Annotated in this window: 15 protein-coding genes; 3 read left to right on the forward strand and 12 right to left on the reverse strand. The window is 67.9% G+C overall.

Translation table 11 applies throughout. The annotated features are described in order from the left end of the window. The 3 genes from ACFIMZ_RS18130 (at position 1) to ACFIMZ_RS18140 (ending at position 3,414) form a co-directional block, all read left to right on the forward strand. The gene (locus ACFIMZ_RS18130; protein ID WP_431820721.1) at positions 1–1,287 is read left to right on the forward strand and encodes an ATP-grasp domain-containing protein; all 1,287 of its coding nucleotides are present in this window, start codon (positions 1–3) and stop codon (positions 1,285–1,287) included. Continuing rightward, positions 1,284–2,438 carry an MFS transporter gene (locus ACFIMZ_RS18135; protein WP_431820722.1) on the forward strand — a complete coding sequence of 385 codons (1,155 nt, stop codon included), beginning with the start codon at positions 1,284–1,286 and terminating at the stop codon, positions 2,436–2,438. Before ACFIMZ_RS18130 ends, ACFIMZ_RS18135 begins: the two co-directional genes overlap by 4 nt. 307 nt (positions 2,439–2,745) lie before the next feature. Continuing rightward, on the forward strand, positions 2,746–3,414 hold the full coding sequence (locus ACFIMZ_RS18140) for an HAD family hydrolase (RefSeq protein ID WP_431820723.1): 669 nt from the start codon (positions 2,746–2,748) through the stop codon (positions 3,412–3,414). 61 nt (positions 3,415–3,475) lie between these two features. Here the strand turns inward: ACFIMZ_RS18140 and flgL are convergent, their stop codons facing one another. From flgL to flgB, 12 genes are all read right to left on the reverse strand, one after another. Beyond that, positions 3,476–4,720, reverse strand: coding sequence for a flagellar hook-associated protein FlgL (flgL, locus tag ACFIMZ_RS18145; protein WP_431820724.1), 1,245 nt, complete (start codon positions 4,718–4,720; stop codon positions 3,476–3,478). Positions 4,721–4,742: 22 nt separating this feature from the next. Beyond that, complete coding sequence (flgK, locus tag ACFIMZ_RS18150; protein ID WP_431820725.1) at positions 4,743–6,740, reverse strand: flagellar hook-associated protein FlgK; 1,998 nt, start codon at positions 6,738–6,740, stop codon at positions 4,743–4,745. Positions 6,741–6,980: 240 nt separating this feature from the next. Further along, on the reverse strand, positions 6,981–7,736 hold the full coding sequence (locus ACFIMZ_RS18155; protein WP_431820726.1) for a flagellar brake protein: 756 nt from the start codon (positions 7,734–7,736) through the stop codon (positions 6,981–6,983). Between the two features lie 231 nt (positions 7,737–7,967). Then, complete coding sequence (flgJ, locus tag ACFIMZ_RS18160) at positions 7,968–8,960, reverse strand: flagellar assembly peptidoglycan hydrolase FlgJ (RefSeq protein ID WP_431820727.1); 993 nt, start codon at positions 8,958–8,960, stop codon at positions 7,968–7,970. Continuing rightward, positions 8,961–10,160, reverse strand: a complete 1,200-nt coding sequence (locus ACFIMZ_RS18165; RefSeq protein WP_431820728.1) for a flagellar basal body P-ring protein FlgI — start codon at positions 10,158–10,160, stop codon at positions 8,961–8,963. After that, positions 10,154–10,843 carry a flagellar basal body L-ring protein FlgH gene (gene flgH / locus ACFIMZ_RS18170; RefSeq protein ID WP_431820729.1) on the reverse strand — a complete coding sequence of 230 codons (690 nt, stop codon included), beginning with the start codon at positions 10,841–10,843 and terminating at the stop codon, positions 10,154–10,156. The genes ACFIMZ_RS18165 and flgH overlap by 7 nt, the downstream gene beginning before the upstream one ends. Before the next feature lie 20 nt (positions 10,844–10,863). Beyond that, on the reverse strand, positions 10,864–11,652 hold the full coding sequence (gene flgG / locus ACFIMZ_RS18175; protein ID WP_059760151.1) for a flagellar basal-body rod protein FlgG: 789 nt from the start codon (positions 11,650–11,652) through the stop codon (positions 10,864–10,866). A gap of 28 nt (positions 11,653–11,680) precedes the next feature. Next, complete coding sequence (gene flgF, locus ACFIMZ_RS18180; protein WP_431820730.1) at positions 11,681–12,439, reverse strand: flagellar basal-body rod protein FlgF; 759 nt, start codon at positions 12,437–12,439, stop codon at positions 11,681–11,683. Positions 12,440–12,459: 20 nt separating this feature from the next. Then, the gene (gene flgE / locus ACFIMZ_RS18185) at positions 12,460–13,704 is read right to left on the reverse strand and encodes a flagellar hook protein FlgE (RefSeq protein ID WP_431820731.1); all 1,245 of its coding nucleotides are present in this window, start codon (positions 13,702–13,704) and stop codon (positions 12,460–12,462) included. Between the two features lie 27 nt (positions 13,705–13,731). Continuing rightward, positions 13,732–14,490: a flagellar hook assembly protein FlgD gene (locus ACFIMZ_RS18190; RefSeq protein ID WP_431820732.1), complete on the reverse strand. Its 759-nt coding sequence runs from the start codon at positions 14,488–14,490 to the stop codon at positions 13,732–13,734. A gap of 40 nt (positions 14,491–14,530) precedes the next feature. Next, the gene (gene flgC / locus ACFIMZ_RS18195; RefSeq protein ID WP_431820733.1) at positions 14,531–14,956 is read right to left on the reverse strand and encodes a flagellar basal body rod protein FlgC; all 426 of its coding nucleotides are present in this window, start codon (positions 14,954–14,956) and stop codon (positions 14,531–14,533) included. A 20-nt stretch (positions 14,957–14,976) separates the two neighbouring features. Further along, positions 14,977–15,465, reverse strand: a complete 489-nt coding sequence (gene flgB, locus ACFIMZ_RS18200) for a flagellar basal body rod protein FlgB (protein ID WP_431820734.1) — start codon at positions 15,463–15,465, stop codon at positions 14,977–14,979. Positions 15,466–15,661: the final 196 nt, after the last annotated feature.

Below are 15,661 nucleotides of genomic sequence, written 5' to 3' on the forward strand. Positions count from 1 at the left end.
GTGATCCAGAGGGCGCGTGAACGGCAACGGTCACGCGCCCCACTCGAGGAGCAAGCACACATGAAGATTCTCATCATCGAGCCCTGTTTCTTCGGCCTCGGTTACCTTCAGGCCGCCCGGGCGCTCGATCTGGAATGCTGGGTGGCAACCAGCGACGCGTCGCTCCCGGACCAGCACGGGTATCGGGAGCTGGTGCACGGCGTGCTGGTGTGCCCGGTGAACGACGCGCAAGCCGTCAAGCGGGCACTGGAAGATGCGGGCCTGCTGTCATCCATCGCGGCCGTGGTCGCCGGCAATCAGTTCGTCACCGTGACGGCCGCGAAACTGGCGTCCCTGCTGGGACTGCGCGGCGTCCCGCCGCTCGCGGCCGAAAGCGGCGTGCACAAGGATCTCGCGAGGCACGCCTATCGGGAGGCGGGGGCCCCGTCGCTCGAGTACGCGCTGGTGGCGAGCCTCGACGACGCGCAAGCCGCGGCCGCCCGAATCGGCTACCCGCTCGTGATCAAGCCGACCAGCGCCGCGTCGAGCAAAGGGGTCACGCTGTTGCAGGATGCCGCCGCGCTCGAACCCGCATATCGGCAACTGCAGCAAACGGACTTCGGCATGTTCGGCCTGGCGCGCCGCACCGAGTACTTGCTCGAGGCGTTCGCGGACGGTCGCGAATTCAGCGTCGAACTGGCGCTGGTCGACGGAACGGTCCGGTTTGCCGGCGTGACGGAGAAATGGGTGACGGCGCCGCCGTTTTTCGTCGAGCTCGGTCACGTGTTCCCCGCGCGCATCCCGGCGCAACAACGACAGGCGCTGCTCGACGCGGCCCGCTCCGCGACGCAGGCGCTCGGCCTGAATACCGGCGTATTTCACATCGAGTTGCGCTGGACCTCCACCGGCCCCCGCATCATCGAGACCAATCCGCGCCCCGGCGGCGATCACATCACGACCCACCTGGTCCCGCTCGCGACCGGCGTCGACCTGTTCAAGCTCCATCTGCGCGCGCTGCTGGGCGATTCCGGGGCAACGCCCCCCGCTCGAGCCGCCGCGGCCGCCGTGGGGTTCGTCGTTGCCCCGCGCGAAGGCGTGCTGGAAGCGCTGGACGGTTGGGACGACGTCAAGCAGCGCGACTACGTCGCCCATGCCGGACTGGAAAAGAAACCGGGGGACCGCATTCGCCCGCCCGAAAGCTCCGGGGACCGGATCGCATTCGTCGTCGTGACCGGCGAGACGGCCGAAATCGCTGCCGAGCGGGTACAGACCGTGCTGCGCGATGTCGTCGTCAGGATCGCAAAATGAATCGACCGCTGCTGACGCTGCTCGCCTTTCACGCGCTCGACAAGCTCCTGTTCTTCTCGATTACGCCGAACAAGCCCATTTCCGCGTGGCAGGCAGGCTGGCTGGACGATGCGGGGCTCGCGCTGTTCTTCGTGATCCAGATCTTCTGCTACCGGCTCTTCCCTTTGCTGGGCGGATTCCTCGCGGACCGGCATTCGAAACGCGCGACGCTCGCGTTCGGCTCGCTCCTGCAGGCGCTCGGGCTGGCGGCACTGTGTCAGGCCAACTCGCCGCTGGCGCTGTTCGGCGCGGGCGGGCTGGTCGGAATCGGCGGCGGGATCCTGAACCCGGCGATCTATTCGATGCTGAGCCAGGTATCGGGTCCGGCCGGCAGCCGGGCTTTTTCCACGCACTACCTGTTGATCAACGTCGGGGCGCTGGCCGGCCCGCTGCTCCTGTGGCCGGGCTTCGGCAACGCATGCCTGTGGCTCCTGCTTCCCGCCGGCGTCGCGCTGGCGGGCGTGCTCGCGACCCCGGAAGGCGCGCGCGCGATGCCGACGCAACATCAATCCGCGTCCTGGTTCGCGCCGCTGCACGACCCTGTCTTCCTGAGGGTGTTCATCCTGTTCAGCGCGATCTGGGCGTGCTACACGATGATCTTCTCCAGCGCCCCGCTGATTGCTGCCGAACTCGGGTTGCGCACGCAAGGCAACGTCTGGCTGGGCGTGAACTCGGCCACGGTCCTGCTCGCGTATCTGTGGACGTTGCGCCGCCCGCCAAGGACCGGCATCTCGTGGCCCGGCGTGTCGGCCGGACTCGCGCTGACCGTCGCCGGCGTCGCGCTGGTGGGGGCGGCGCCAACCGGCTTGCTCGTCGGAGCGGGCATTGCCGTGTTGAGCATCGGCGAACTCATGTCGATCCCGGTGCTCTACCATCTGGTCTCCGAACACGCGCCCGCGCATGCCCGGAGCCGCTACTTCGGCTTCATCTGGGTCGCCGGCGCGATCGGGGAAGCCGGCGCGCAAGCGTTGCTCTGGGCGTGCCCGCAGCCTCGCATCATCTGCTTCGTGGCGGCAGCGATGCTGGCGTTCGCGACGTTGTCGACACGCAAGATCAAGGTCCGTGCGGCCGAAATCAACGCCGGTGCAAATGTCTCGCCGTCGATTTCCTAGCGCCCGGCCGGCGCTCGCCGGGCCGCCGCAGAATCTGACTCGTCCCATTCACGGCGGCGGCGAGTTTCCCTAAAGTAGCAGCACTGCCGTGCACCAGGCGCGGCAGTGTTCCGCACTCTCCGTTGGCCGTTCGCGCTCCCCGCCCGAACGGCCTTTTTTTGGTTCATCGCGAATGCTCGCGGAACGCAACGCCGACCTTCCGCTTTCGGCCGGCGCCGGTCATCGATATTCAACAGTAGAATGGCCGCTGGCCTGAACTTCGGGCCTGCGCCTTCCCGTCCTCCCGCCCCTTACGTGCTGGTGATCAATGAAAGCCGAACGCATACTTGTCCTGGATATCGACGGCACGCTGACGGACTCGGTCGCCATGCACCAGTCCGCGTTCCTCGCGGCAATGCTGGCCCTGAGGCTGCCGGCCCTCGACACCGACTGGGGGCGCTATCCGCATCACACCGACACGGGCATCCTCGCGCACGCGCTGTCGTCCAACGGCTGGCGCCCGATGAGCGCATCGGCCGTGGCGTCCTTCGAGCAGGACGTGGATCATCATTTCGTGGACGCGCTTTCCCGCCAGGCACTCAGCGAAATTCGCGGAGCCGGCGCGTTCGTGCGGGAGGCGGTGGCGTCGGGGTGGGGAATCGTCTTTGCGACGGGTGGGGTGAGGCGCGTCAGCGAGCGGAAGCTGCGTGCCGTCGGGATCCCGTTCGACGACGATCTGCTGGTGACGGCGTCGGAATACCCTTCACGGACGGTTCTTGTCGCGGCCGCCGTCGAGCGCGCCCGGCGGCACTATCGCGTCGAATCGGCCTGCCGCATCGTTTCGGTCGGAGACGGGCGCTGGGACCTCGACGTGGCCCGGCATCTCGGCCTTGAATTCGTCGGCGTCGGCACGCCGCCCAAGGCGGACGTCCTGACCGCGCGCGGCGCCCTTGTGTTTCCGGATCTCGAGCAGGCGCGCCCGTTCCTGTCCAGCTGACGCAGGACGGCGCGCCGCGCGACGCGAGCGTGCGCTCGCATCGCGTCCGGCGCAGGCTGCATTACGGGTTGATGTACTGGAACAGCGACAGGTTCTGCATTTGCACGAAAGCCTTCTGCGCGCCGGTCAGCGCGTTCTGCAGCTGCGTGAACTGGCTGATCGTCGACACGATGTTGGTGCTCGTCAGGTCCGCGAGATTGCTGGAAACCTGCAGCGAGTTGGTCTGCGTGACCGTCTGCATCGCCTTGATTTCCTGCTCGCGGCCGCCGACGTCCGCCTGGATCGTCGTGACGTTGAGCATCGTGTTGGCGAGCTTCGTCGAACCGGCCGTCATTGCGTTCTTCAGCGTCGCCATGGCTACCGGGTTGTTGACGGAAGGCGTATTCAGCGCGGCGACAATCGCATCGAGCGTCGAGAACACGTCGGCGCCGCCGACGGCCTGCGGCGCGGGCGACACCGTGAACTTGTCGCCGTTCGCGGGCGCGCCGGACACCGAGACGGTCTGGCCGCCGCCGAGCGCGATCGCCGCGCCGGGCGTGTACGGCTGCGCGGTCGGCGCCGGCCCCGGCGGCACGAGCGAGTTGTCAGTCACCGTATAGGTCGGCGCGGCGGCGGTGCCGCCGAACTGGATCGTGAACTGGTGGTTGTTGGTCGCGGCCGACGGGCTCGTCACGGTGACGGGGCTGATCGTGCCCGTGCCGGTGTTCGACGCGCTCCCGGCCGGCACCGCCTGGCTGCCGAACGTCGGCACCGACATGAACACGGACGCGCCGTTGTCCCCCTGCGACAGGGTGCGGGAATCGGCAATCTGCACGTTGCGCGTGCCGGTGTCCCCAACGTAATTCACGCCGCCGCCCGCCTGGTTCGTGAACGGCTGGCTGCCGTTCTTGAACCCGGCGAACAGGTAGTTGCCCGCGCCGTCGTCCGAGTTCGCGATCGTCATCAGCTGGTCGCGCGCGCTCTGGATCTGCGTCGCGAGCGCCGCGCGGTTGCTGTCGGACAGCGAACCGTCGCCTGCGCGCACCAGCGTCGACTGGATGCTGGTCAGCACGTTGTTGACGTTCGTCAGTGCCTGGTCCTCGGCCTGCAGCGACGACAGTGCCGCACTCTGGTTGCTGGTGTACTGCTGCAGCGTCGCCGACGTCATCGACAGCTGCACGGCCTGCGCGGCGCCGACCGGGTTGTCCGCGGGCGTCGTCAGGCTCACGCCGCTCGACAGCTGCTGGTACAGCTGCGCGAGCTGCGCCTGCTGGTCGTTCATCGTGGCGACGTTCAGCTGGAAAAACTGGGCGCTGGAAATTCGCATCGCTTCAATCCTCGAAATCCGGTCAGTTGAACAGGCCAAGCACGGTCTGGAACAGCGTCGACGCCGTCTGGATCACCTTCGCGTTCGCCTGGTAGAGCTGCTGGTACTGCATCAGGTTGGCTGCTTCCTCGTTCTGGTTCACGCCCGACACCTCCTGCTGCGCCTTCGAAATCTGGCCGACGAGCGCGGTCTGCGCGGCGTTCGACGACTTCAGCTGGCTCGCGGTGTTGCCGATCCCGTTGACGTAGTTCGCATACGCGCCGGTCAGCGTCGTCGTGCCGCCGGCGAGCTGCTTCGCGGTCACGAGCTGCGCAAGCGCGAGCGCGTTGTTGCCGTCGCTGGTGCCGCCCGAGTACGGGCCGATCTTGAAGGTGTCGCCGGTGCTCGGCGCGCCCGACAGCGTGATCGTCACACCGTTGATCGCGGTCGCCGCGGTGCCCGTCAACGTCATCGTCGCGCCCGTCGCCGGGTTGTACGGCACCGTGTCGGTCGGGGCGTTGATCGTCGTCGAGGTCGGCGGCGATCCCGCGATCGTCACCGTCGTACCGACCGGGAAGCCGGACAGCTGGCCAGTCGACGCGTTGTAGGTCAGCGTCGTGCCGCCAGCCGGGATCTGATAGCCGGCGGTCACCGCGCCTTGCGTGATCTTGCCGGTGCCCGTGTTGGTCCCCGACGCCGACACGGCGACCGGCGACGCCGCCGCGATCGCCGCGCCGTTCGCCGTCGCGAGCGAGAACCCGCCGAGCGCGCCGCGCGTCGGCAGCAACGTGTACGAATCGCCGGGGTTCATCGTGCCGGACGCGAGCGAGATCTTCAGCCCGCTTGCCCCACCGAGCGTGACCGGCATCGGTGCGTTTTTCTGGTCGACCATCGCACCGGTCGCGCGGTCCGTCAGCGTGTACTTGGTGCCGTCGTACGACAACGTGTAGTCGCTCGTCGTCGGCTGCGCGGGGTTCGCGAACGACACGTTGAGCGTCGCGTTGCCGGTGTTCGCCTGATTCGCGAACACGGTCGAGCTGCCGGTCGAGAACAGGTTGCCGCCGGGATTGCCCGACAGGTCGACGCCGAGCGCGTTCTGCGCGTTGACCTGCGCGGCGAAGCTGGTCGCGATCGCGCCGAGCTGCGCCTGCGCGGGGTCGAGCGTCTGGCGGCGGAACGCGAGCAGGCCGCCGAGCGTGCCGCCCGACAGCGACGAATCAGGCAGCGCCTGGTTCTGGCCCGGCGGGTTCGCGCCGGCGATGCCCTGCGACACGACGGACAGCTCGCTCGGGTCCGACGACGATGTGACGGCCGCGAGCGTATAGCTCTTGTCGGCGACGACGAGCGGCTGGCCGCCGGCCATGAACACGCTGTAGCCCTGGTCGTTGCGCACGACCTGGATGCCCGCGAGGCTCGACAGGTTCGACACCGCCTGGTCGCGCTGGTCCAGCAGCTGGTTCGGCGGCTGCCCCTGGCTGCCCGCCGTCGCGATCTGCTGGTTCAGCTGCGCGATCTGCGTCGTATACGTATTGATCTGCCCGACGGTGGCGGACAGCTGCGTGTTGACGCTCTGGCGCAGCGCGTCGTATTGCGCGCCGGCCGCCTTCAGCTGGTCGGCCAGCACCTGCGCGTTGCTCATCGCGGTCTGCCGCACCGACGTATCGGCCGCCTTGTTCGCGACGTTCTGCAGCCCGGTGAAGTAGTTGGTGATCGCGGTCGAGATCCCGGCCGTCGGGCTGCCGACGTAGTTGTTCAGCTGCGCGACGAGCGAATTCCAGGTCGACAGCGCGCCGCCCTGGGTCTGCGCGCTGTTCAGCTGGTCGCTCAGGTACTGGCTGTACTGGCGCTGGACGGTGACGGTGTTCACGCCCTGCGGCAGGTAGCCGCTGCCGGTGTACTGGCCGCTCGCCTCCGCGTAGACCGGACGCTCGATCGTATAGCCGGGCGTCGCCGCGTTGGAGAGGTTGTTGCTGGTCGTCGTCAGGCCCCAGATGGCGGCGTTCAGGCCGCTGATACCGAGGTTCATCAATGTATTGGACATGCGCGATCCTGAAGGGTCGGCCGCGCTGCGGCCGCCGGGTTGCGTGACTCCCGGTATAACGGCCGCGGATCGAAAAAATTGAGGGGAAAATGCGGGCCGCCGTGCGCAATTGCAGCGGGCGGCCGGGCGCGCGCCGGATGGTGCGCGCAAAGCGGCGGGCCGGCCAGTCGCGGCGCGGCGCGCGTGCGCGCTGCCGAACCGGGTGTGCGCCCTGCCGACCGGCGGGCGCGACGAGCAACGTCAGGCGCGCGCGAGCTGGCGGCGCTTCATCTCGAGCTGGGTGATCAGGCGCTGCAGCGTGTTCTCGGCGCTGCCCGGCAGCGACATGAAGCGAAAGCCGAGCTGGTAGCGCCGCGTGCCGTTCGGCACCTCGGTCGAGCGCTGCGACACGAGCTGCAGGTCGAGCGACAGCTTGCCGTGCCCGTTCAGTTCCAGCTCGACGTCGGGCAGCACCGTGCCGAGCTCGAGCGCCGCGACGCGCTCGTCGGCCGTGCGCAGGCCGACCCCGCCGAGCGACAGGTTGTGCACCTCGAACAGGAAGCTCTCGCCGTCCGGCAGCTTGCCGCGGCACAGGTACGGATCGATGATCGGCGCGTCGACCCGGAAATATTCGCGCCGCTGGATGCAGTACAGCACTTCCGGAAAGTCGGCCTCGAACGCGGGCAGCCCCTCGTAGCGGGTCTCGCGCGGCGCACCGGTGCCGAACTCGACGCGCACGCCTTCCGGCGAGGCCGAGAACGTGCAGTGCGAAGCTGCGAGGATGCCGTTGTTCTGCTCGGCGAGCGCGCCCCAGTCGAACGTGAAGGTGCGCGCGCCGACGTCGACCTCGAGCAGCCGGGTGACCAGCTGGCCGCCCGGATACTGGACGGTCAGGAAATCGCCGCGGTTCACGAGGTTGCGCAGCTGCACGCCGATTTCCAGCGGATTGCGGCGGGCGTAGTCGGGCCCGGAGTGCCCCGCGTCCTGGCTCGGGTCCGTCGACAGTTCGATATTCATGGCTTGCCGGTCTTTCTTGTCATGAGCGCCCGGGAACCGGTGCGCAAAAAACCGGGCCAGATCGCAGGCCCGGTCGCAGGTCTCTCACACTTAGCGGCAGTGCTGCGCGAAAGTTTAGATCGATTTTCCGATTTTTTTCGCGCAAACGTTCAAACCGCGCGCGGCGGGGCCGGGCGCGGTCCGAAAGGAGCGGGACATCAGGGGGGGACGACGGCGGCGCCGGCGGCCCGGTCAGCCGATCTGCTGCATGATCGAGATGAGCTTCTTCGCGTAGTTCGGGTCGGTCGCGTAGCCGGCCTTCTGCATCCCGTGCGCGAAGCCCTCGACGCTGCGGCTCGCGCTCAGCACGCCCGCGTAGCGCGGATTGTTCTTCAGCAGGTTCGCGTAGTCGGTCATCGCGTGCTCGTAGGAGTCGTACGCGCGGAACTTCGCGACGACGCGGCGCGGCTCGCCGTTCACGTATTCGGTCGTCAGCGCCGACACCGTGCGGCCGGTCCAGCCCTTGGTCGCCTTGATGCCGAACACGTTGTAGCTCGTCGAGCCGTCGGCCGCGCGGATCTCGCGCTTGCCCCAGCCCGATTCGAGCGCGGCCTGGCCGACGATGAAGCGGGCCGGGATGCCGGTCGTCGCGCTGGCCGCCTGCGCCGGGGCGGCGAGCCGGTCGACGAACGCGTCGGCGTCGGGCGAGCCGCCCGCGCCCTTCACCGGCGGCGTCAGCGCGCTGCCGGCGGAATAGCCGCGCCCGCTCGCCAGCGCGCCGTTGTTGCCGGCCGCGCTCGCGTAGGCGCGGGCCATCGCGTTCATCGCGGCCATGCCGCCCTCGTTGCCGGCGATGCCCGAGCCGGCCATCCCGAGCCCGGCCGCTTCGGCGTCCGCCGACCCGGCCGCGCCCGCACCGAGGTTCGCGTTGCGCATCAGCTGCTTCATCAGCGCGTCGGCCACGCCGATCCCGCGCGACGACATATGCTGCGCGAGCTGCTGGTCGAGCATCGACGTGTACATCTTCGACGTGCTCGAGTCGAACAGCCCGCCGTCGGGCGTCGCGTCGCGCATGCTCTTCAGCATCATCTGCGTGAACATCGCGTCGAACTGGCCCGCGACGAGCTTCACGCCGGCCTGCGGCGACTGCTTGACCTGCGCGCGCAGCGCGTCGAAGCCCTGCACGTCGAGCGCGAAGCGCTGCGACAGGTCGTTCGCGTTGGACAGATTCGCGGAATTCGCCATTTAGATGATCTCCAGGTCCGCGCGCAATGCGCCGGCCGCCTTCATCGCCTGCAGGATCGACATCAGGTCCGCGGGCGTCGCGCCGAGCGAGTTGAGCCCCTTGACGACGTCGGCGAGGTTCGCGCCCGCCGTCACCATCTTCAGCGAGCCGTTGTCCTGCTTCAGCTGGATCTGCGACTGCTGCGCGGCCACCGTCTGCCCGTTCGAGAACGGCCCCGGCTGCGACACGACCGGCTGCGTGTTGACGACCACCGACAGGTTGCCGTGCGCGACCGCGCAGCTTTGCAGCGTGACCATCTGGTTCATCACGATCGAGCCCGTGCGCGCGTTGAGGATCACCTTCGCGGCGGCCTTGTCCGGGCTCACGTCCAGGTTCTGCAGGCGCGCCATGAACGCGACCTGCTGCGCCGAATCGGCAGGCGCCGCGAGCTGGATCGTGCGGCCGTCGAGCGCGGTCGCGGTGTTCGGCCCGAAGCTGCCGTTGATCGCCGACACGATGCGCTGCGCGGTGCCGTAGTCCATGTCGTTCAGCTGCAGTTGCAGCATCCCGTTCATCTGCGCGACCGCGTTCGGCACCGAGCGCTCGACGATCGCGCCGCCGGCGATACGGCCCGACGCGAGCTGGTTCACCTGCACGCGGCTGCCGTTCGCGCTCGCCCCCGCGCCACCCACCGCCATGTTGCCCTGCGCGAGCGCGTACACCTGCCCGTCCGCGCCCTTGAGCGGCGTGAGCAGCAGCGTGCCGCCGCGCAGGCTCTTCGCGTTGCCGAGCGACGACACGGTGACGTCGACCGCCTCGCCCGGCCGCGCGAACGGCGGCAGCGTCGCAGTGACCATCACCGCCGCGACGTTCTTGAGCTGCATGTTCGACAGCGACGAGCCGCCGCCGTTGGCCGAGCCGTTGTTGAGCGAGATGCCGAGGTTCGCGAGCATGTTCGCGAGCGTCTGCGTCGTGAACGGCGTCTGCATCGTCTGGTCGCCGGTGCCGTCGAGGCCGACGACGAGGCCGTAGCCGATCAGCGGGTTGTCGCGCACGCCCTGGATCTGCGCGAGGTCCTTCAGGCGCTCGGCGTGCGCGGCCGCCGGCGCCAATGCCAGCACGCAGCAGGCGGCGAGCACGCGGCACGCAGCCTCAAGTCGGTTCGATCGGGCGAGATGGCGCATCATGTGCGCGAGCAAGGTACGCATCGTCATCACCACGGCGAAACGTTGAGGAAGAAGCGCTGCAGCCAGCCCATCGTTTCGGCTTCGTTGATGTAGCCCTTCGCCGAGTATTCGATCTTCGCGTCGGCGACCTGCGTCGACAGGACCGAGTTCGCGCCGGAGATCGTGTTCGGGTTCACGATGCCCGAGAAGCGCACGAACTCGTTGCCCTGGTTGATCAGCATCTGCTTCTCGCCGCTGACGACCAGGTTGCCGTTCGGCAGCACGTTGGTCACGGTGACCGTGATCGTGCCGTTGAACGTGTTCGCCGCGCTCGCGCCGCCCGTCGCGGTGAACTTGTTGGCGCCCGCGGCCGACAGGTTCGCCTTGTTGAACAGCCCGCCGAGGAAGCCGGCGGTCGGCACGTCGAAGTTGGTGTTGCCCGAGCGGTTGGTGTTCGCGCCGGACGACTTCGTCGCGTTGATGTTCTCGGCGATGTCGATCGTCAGGATGTCGCCGACGTTGCGCGGGCGCTGATCCTCGAACAGCGGCCGGCCCGCATAGCCCGGGTTGTAGATCGAGCCGGGCGCCTGCATCGACGGCGGAATCGGCGGCTGGGCCGTCATCGGCTGCTGGATGATCGGCTCGCGCGGAATCTGCGCGCAGCCCGCGAGCGCCGCCGCCGCGAGCACGCAGGCGGCGCGGGCGGTGACGAACGGGAAGGGACGAACCTGCTTCATTGCGGCGACGGGAAATCCGGTTAGCTCTTCATCTGCGTGACGTTCTGCAGCATCTGGTCGGAAGTCGTCACGGCCTTGCTGTTGATCTCGTACGCGCGCTGCGTCTGGATCATGTTGACGAGCTCCTGCACGACGTTCACGTTCGACGCTTCGACATAGCCCTGGTTGAGCGAGCCCGCGCCGTTCAGGCCCGGCTGCGACACGTTCGGCGCGCCCGACGACGTGGTCTCGGCGAACAGGTTCTCGCCCTTCGCCTCGAGGCCGGCCGGGTTGATGAAGGTCGCGATCTGGATCGAGCCGATCTGCACCGCGTTGTTCGAGCCCGCCTGCTTGACCGACACCACGCCGTCCTTGCCGATCGTCAGCGCCGTCGCGTTCTGCGGCACGGTGATCGCCGGCAGGACCTGGTAGCCGCTCGCCGTGACGAGCTGGCCCTGCGCGTTGGTCTGGAACGAGCCGTCGCGCGTGTACGCGTTCGTGCCGTCCGGCATCAGCACCTGGAAGAAGCCTGCGCCATCGATCGCGAGGTCCTTCGAGTTGCCGGTCTGCTGCAGGCTGCCCTGCGTGTACAGGCGCTCGGTCGCGACCTGCTGCACGCCGGTGCCGAGCTGCAGGCCCGACGGCAGCTCGGTCTGCTGCGTCGAGTTCGCGCCGGGCTGGCGGATCGTCTGGTACAGCAGGTCCTCGAACACCGCGCGCGAGCCCTTGTAGCCGTTGGTGCTGACGTTCGCGAGGTTGTTCGAGATCACGTCCATCTGCGCTTGCTGCGCATTCATGCCGGTAGCGGCGATGTAGAGCGAACGGTTCACTTTGAATTGACTCCTTCGTTGACTGGCGTCAGCTGAAATTGAGCAGCTGGTTCGCCGACTGCTCGTTCTGGTCGGCGGTCTGGATCATCTTCGACTGCAGCTGGAACGCGCGCGCGTTGTCGATCATCGCGACCATCGCGTTCACCGGGTTGACGTTGCTGCCTTCGAGCGAATTCGGCACGACGACGACGTTCGGGTCGGCGTCCGCCGGGTTGCCGTCGGCGGTGCGGAACAGGCCGTCGTTGCCGCGCGTGATCGTCGCCGGATCGGGATTGACGAGCTTCATCTGGTCGATCATCGCGACCGCGGTCGGCGGATCGCCCGGCATCAGCGCGGACACCGTGCCGTCCTTGCCGATCGTCACCTCGGCATTCGGCGGCACCGAGATCGGGCCGCCGTTGCCGACCACCGGCAGGTTGCTCGCGTTGACGAGCTGACCGTCCTGGTTGACGTGCAGGTTGCCGTCGCGCGTGTACGCCTCGCTGCCGTCGGCCAGCTGCACGGACAGCCAGCCGGCGCCCTGCACCGCGACGTCGAGCGGATTGCCGGTGCGCGAGATCGGCCCCGGCGCGAAGTCCGCGCCGGGCGTCGACGACAGCACATAGGTGCGCGTCGTCGTCGGGTCGATCGCGCTGCCGTCGCCGAAATTCATCGGCACCGCGCGATAGGTCGCGAGCTGCGCGCGAAAGCCGGTCGTCGACGCGTTCGCCAGATTGTTCGCGACGATCGCCTGCTGGTCGAGCGCCTGCGACGCGCCCGTCATCGCCGTGTATATCAGTCGGTCCATGGCTGCCCGTTATCCGCGCGTCAGAGGTTGATGACCGCCTGGTCGACGGCCTGCTGCGTCTTGATCGTCTGCGCGTTCGCCTGGTAGTTGCGCTGCGCGGTGATCAGGTTGACGAGCTGGGCCGTCAGGTCGACGTTCGAGTTTTCCAGCGCGCTGCCCTGCAGCACGCCGTGGTTCGTGCTGCCCGGCGCGGAGATCTGCGGCACGCCCGACGCGGAGCTCTCGGCGTACTGGTTGCCGCCGAGGTTCGTGAGGCCGTTCGGGTTGTTGAAGTTCGCGAGCGCGATCAGGCCGAGCGTCTGCGTCTGGCCGTTCGAGTAGTTGCCGGTCAGCTTGCCGTCCGCGCCGATCGTGAAGGTCGACAGCGTGCCGCTCGCGAAGCCGTCCTGCGCGAGGTTGGTCACGCCGTCCTTGCCGCCGTACTGGGTCGTGCCGGTCAGGTCGAGCGTCAGGTTCTGCGGCGTCAGGGAGCCGCCGGTGGTCGTGATCGTGAACGGGAACTTGCCGGTCGACGCGGTCGGCACGCCGGCCGGGGTGGCCGTGCTCTGGATCTGGCCCGTCGGGCTGAACGTCACCTTGCCGAGGTCGGTCGTCGGCTGGCCCTGCACGCCCGCGTACGCTTCCCACTGGCCGGCCGTCGCGCTCTTCACGAAATACATGTTGACCTGCTGCGTGCCGCCGAGCGTGTCGTACACCTGGATCGACGTCGAGTAGTTGTACGTCGTGTTGTCCGTCGGGCTGAACGGCGTCGTGACCGGCACCGTGTCCTGCGAGTTCAGGTTGAACTGGCCGGTGATCTTGGTCGACGCGGTCGGCGCGAGGTTGGCGGTCGGCGCCTGCAGCGGCACGGTCGCCGCGGTGTTGATCACGCCGCCGCCCGCGGCTGCCGCATAGCCCATCAGGTTGCGGCCCTGCGAATCGACGATGAAGCCGTTCTTGTCACGCTGGAACGTGCCGTCGCGCGAATACGTGACCACGCCGTTGTTCGACATCTGGAAGAAGCCGTTGCCGTTGATCGCGACGTCGAGCGCGTTGCTCGTCGTGTTGATCGTGCCCTGGCCGAACTGCTGCTGCACCGACGAGATCCGCGTGCCGATGCCGATCTGGGTGTTGACCGACGTCGCGACCGAGTTCGCGTACATGTCCGCGAACTGCGCGGTGCTCGACTTGAAGCCGACCGTGTTCGAGTTCGCGATGTTGTTGCCGATCACGTCGAGCGCGTTCGACGCACCCGAGAGGCCGCTCAAACCCTGTTGATAACCCATTTCGGTCTCCGTTTCGTGGAAGCTGAATCAGTTGGTGGTAGTCGTGCCGGCCGACGTGGACGACGACGCGTTCGGGAAAATCGACGCGACCTGGGTGAGCCCCACCGTCGTGCCGTTCGACAGCACGAGCCCCGCCGTGCCGTCCGCCTGCTTGATCACGCTGCGGACCTGCGCGGCCGACAGCGCGGTCGCCGTATAGGTCTTGCCGTCGCTGCCGACGTATTGCGCGCTGACCGTGTACTTGCCGTCCGGCAGCGTGTTGCCCGCCGCGTCGGTCGGCGTCCAGTTGAACGGCACGGTGCCGGCCGACTGCTTGCCCGCGTTGATCGAGTTGACGACGACGCCCGCGTCGTTCTTCACCGTGATGGTCAGGTTCGACACGTCGTTCGACAGCTGCACGCCGAACGGCGACGCCACGCCGCCCTTCACCGCGACGCCGTTGCCCGGTGCGAGCACGTTCGAGCCGATCAGGAGCGCCGCCTGGGTCTGCTGGCCCGCCGTGAGCTGAGTCGACAGCGACGTCAGCGACGTGTTGAGCTGCGCGATGCCGCTCACCGTGTTGATCTGCGCGAGCTGCGAGGTCATCTGCGAGCTGTCGACCGGGCTGGTCGGATCCTGGTTCTTCAACTGCGTGACGAGCAGCTTCAGGAACGTCGTCTGCAGGTCGCTCGCCGACGTGGTCGACAAGGTGCCGGTGGTCGACACCTTGTTCGTGTTCATCGTGTCGACCGGCAGCGTCGATGTGCTCGTGCCGTTGTCGCCGATCGTGGTGGAGGAGGATGCCATTCGGTCGTGCCTTCTGTCGGGTGAGAGGGGAGTCGCGTGCTTAGGTGCCGATCGTCAGCGTCTTCAGCATCAGCTGCTTCGCGGTGTTCAGCGTCTCGACGTTGGCCTGGTACGAGCGCGACGCGGAGATCATGTTCACCATTTCCTGCACCGGATCGACGTTCGGCATCTGCACGTAGCCGTTCGAATCGGCGGCGGGGTTCGCCGGGTCGTAGGTCGACTTCATCGGCGACGGATCGTCGATCACCTTCGCCACGCGCACGCCGCCGACGCCCTGGCCGGACGCGGTGCGCGCGCGGCCTTGCGGATCGGCCGCGAACACGACCTGCTTCGCCTTGTACGGCTTGCCGTCGGGGCCGGTCGCGCTGTCGGCGTTCGCGATGTTCGACGCGGTGACGTTCAGGCGCTGCGACTGCGCGGACAGCGCCGAGCCGGCAACGCCGAAGATGTTCATCAACGAGGGCATGGGGGCTCCTTAGATTGCGGTCACGAGTTCGACGTGATCGCGGCGATCATCGACTTGATCTGCTGGGTCATCACGGTCATCCCGCTTTCGTAGTGCAGCGCGTTGTTCGCGAACTGCACGCGCTCGACGTCGAGCTCGACCGTGTTGCCGTCGAGCGCCGGTTGCGTCGGCTGGCGGTATTGCGGCCGGCCGTAGTCGTCGGTCGGCCCGCCGGTCGGGATCAGCTTCGCGTTGCCGGCCATGTGGCCGGGCGCCGTCGACGCCATCGTCATCCCGCTCGTCACGCCGGCCGGCTGCGCGAGCGGCAGCTGCGCGGCGTTGCTCGGCGCGACGCCGCCGTTCACCTGTTTCAGCGAGCGGGCGAGCGTCGACGAGAAATCGACGTCGCGCGCCTGATAGCCGGGCGTGTCCGCGTTCGCGATGTTCGACGACAGCAGTTCCTGCCGATAGGCGCGCACGTCGAGCGCCTGGCGGCCGAACGCGAATTCGGCATCGAGTCTGTCCAGCATTTGTGCGTCTCTCCGTTTGAAGCGCTGCACCGCTCTTTCGCCGCACGACGGCCAAAGAGGCTTTTTTCCATGACACGCATGGTAGGCGGCGCCCGCAATGGGCAATCGGACGAATAACGCGGCAAAGCCCCCCTCTATTCATCGTTTGCGCGGCGGCCCCGCTCCCTAGAATGCCAATCGGATCAACGGATCGAGG

The sequence above is a fragment of the Burkholderia sp. F1 genome (assembly GCF_050813845.1).
Taxonomy (GTDB): Bacteria; Pseudomonadota; Gammaproteobacteria; order Burkholderiales; family Burkholderiaceae; genus Burkholderia; species Burkholderia ubonensis.

Excerpts from the sequence above, each read along its gene's own strand:
- ACFIMZ_RS18135 (WP_431820722.1), top strand. The coding sequence starts at position 1,284 with ATGAATCGACCGCTGCTGACGCTGCTCGCCTTTCACGCGCTCGACAAG.
- ACFIMZ_RS18140 (WP_431820723.1), top strand. The coding sequence starts at position 2,746 with ATGAAAGCCGAACGCATACTTGTCCTGGATATCGACGGCACGCTGACG.
- flgL (WP_431820724.1), bottom strand. The coding sequence starts at position 4,720 with ATGCGAATTTCCAGCGCCCAGTTTTTCCAGCTGAACGTCGCCACGATG.
- flgK (WP_431820725.1), bottom strand. The coding sequence starts at position 6,740 with ATGTCCAATACATTGATGAACCTCGGTATCAGCGGCCTGAACGCCGCC.
- ACFIMZ_RS18155 (WP_431820726.1), bottom strand. The coding sequence starts at position 7,736 with ATGAATATCGAACTGTCGACGGACCCGAGCCAGGACGCGGGGCACTCC.
- flgJ (WP_431820727.1), bottom strand. The coding sequence starts at position 8,960 with ATGGCGAATTCCGCGAATCTGTCCAACGCGAACGACCTGTCGCAGCGC.
- flgH (WP_431820729.1), bottom strand. The coding sequence starts at position 10,843 with ATGAAGCAGGTTCGTCCCTTCCCGTTCGTCACCGCCCGCGCCGCCTGC.
- flgF (WP_431820730.1), bottom strand. The coding sequence starts at position 12,439 with ATGGACCGACTGATATACACGGCGATGACGGGCGCGTCGCAGGCGCTC.
- flgE (WP_431820731.1), bottom strand. The coding sequence starts at position 13,704 with ATGGGTTATCAACAGGGTTTGAGCGGCCTCTCGGGTGCGTCGAACGCG.
- ACFIMZ_RS18190 (WP_431820732.1), bottom strand. The coding sequence starts at position 14,490 with ATGGCATCCTCCTCCACCACGATCGGCGACAACGGCACGAGCACATCG.
- flgC (WP_431820733.1), bottom strand. The coding sequence starts at position 14,956 with ATGCCCTCGTTGATGAACATCTTCGGCGTTGCCGGCTCGGCGCTGTCC.
- flgB (WP_431820734.1), bottom strand. The coding sequence starts at position 15,465 with ATGCTGGACAGACTCGATGCCGAATTCGCGTTCGGCCGCCAGGCGCTC.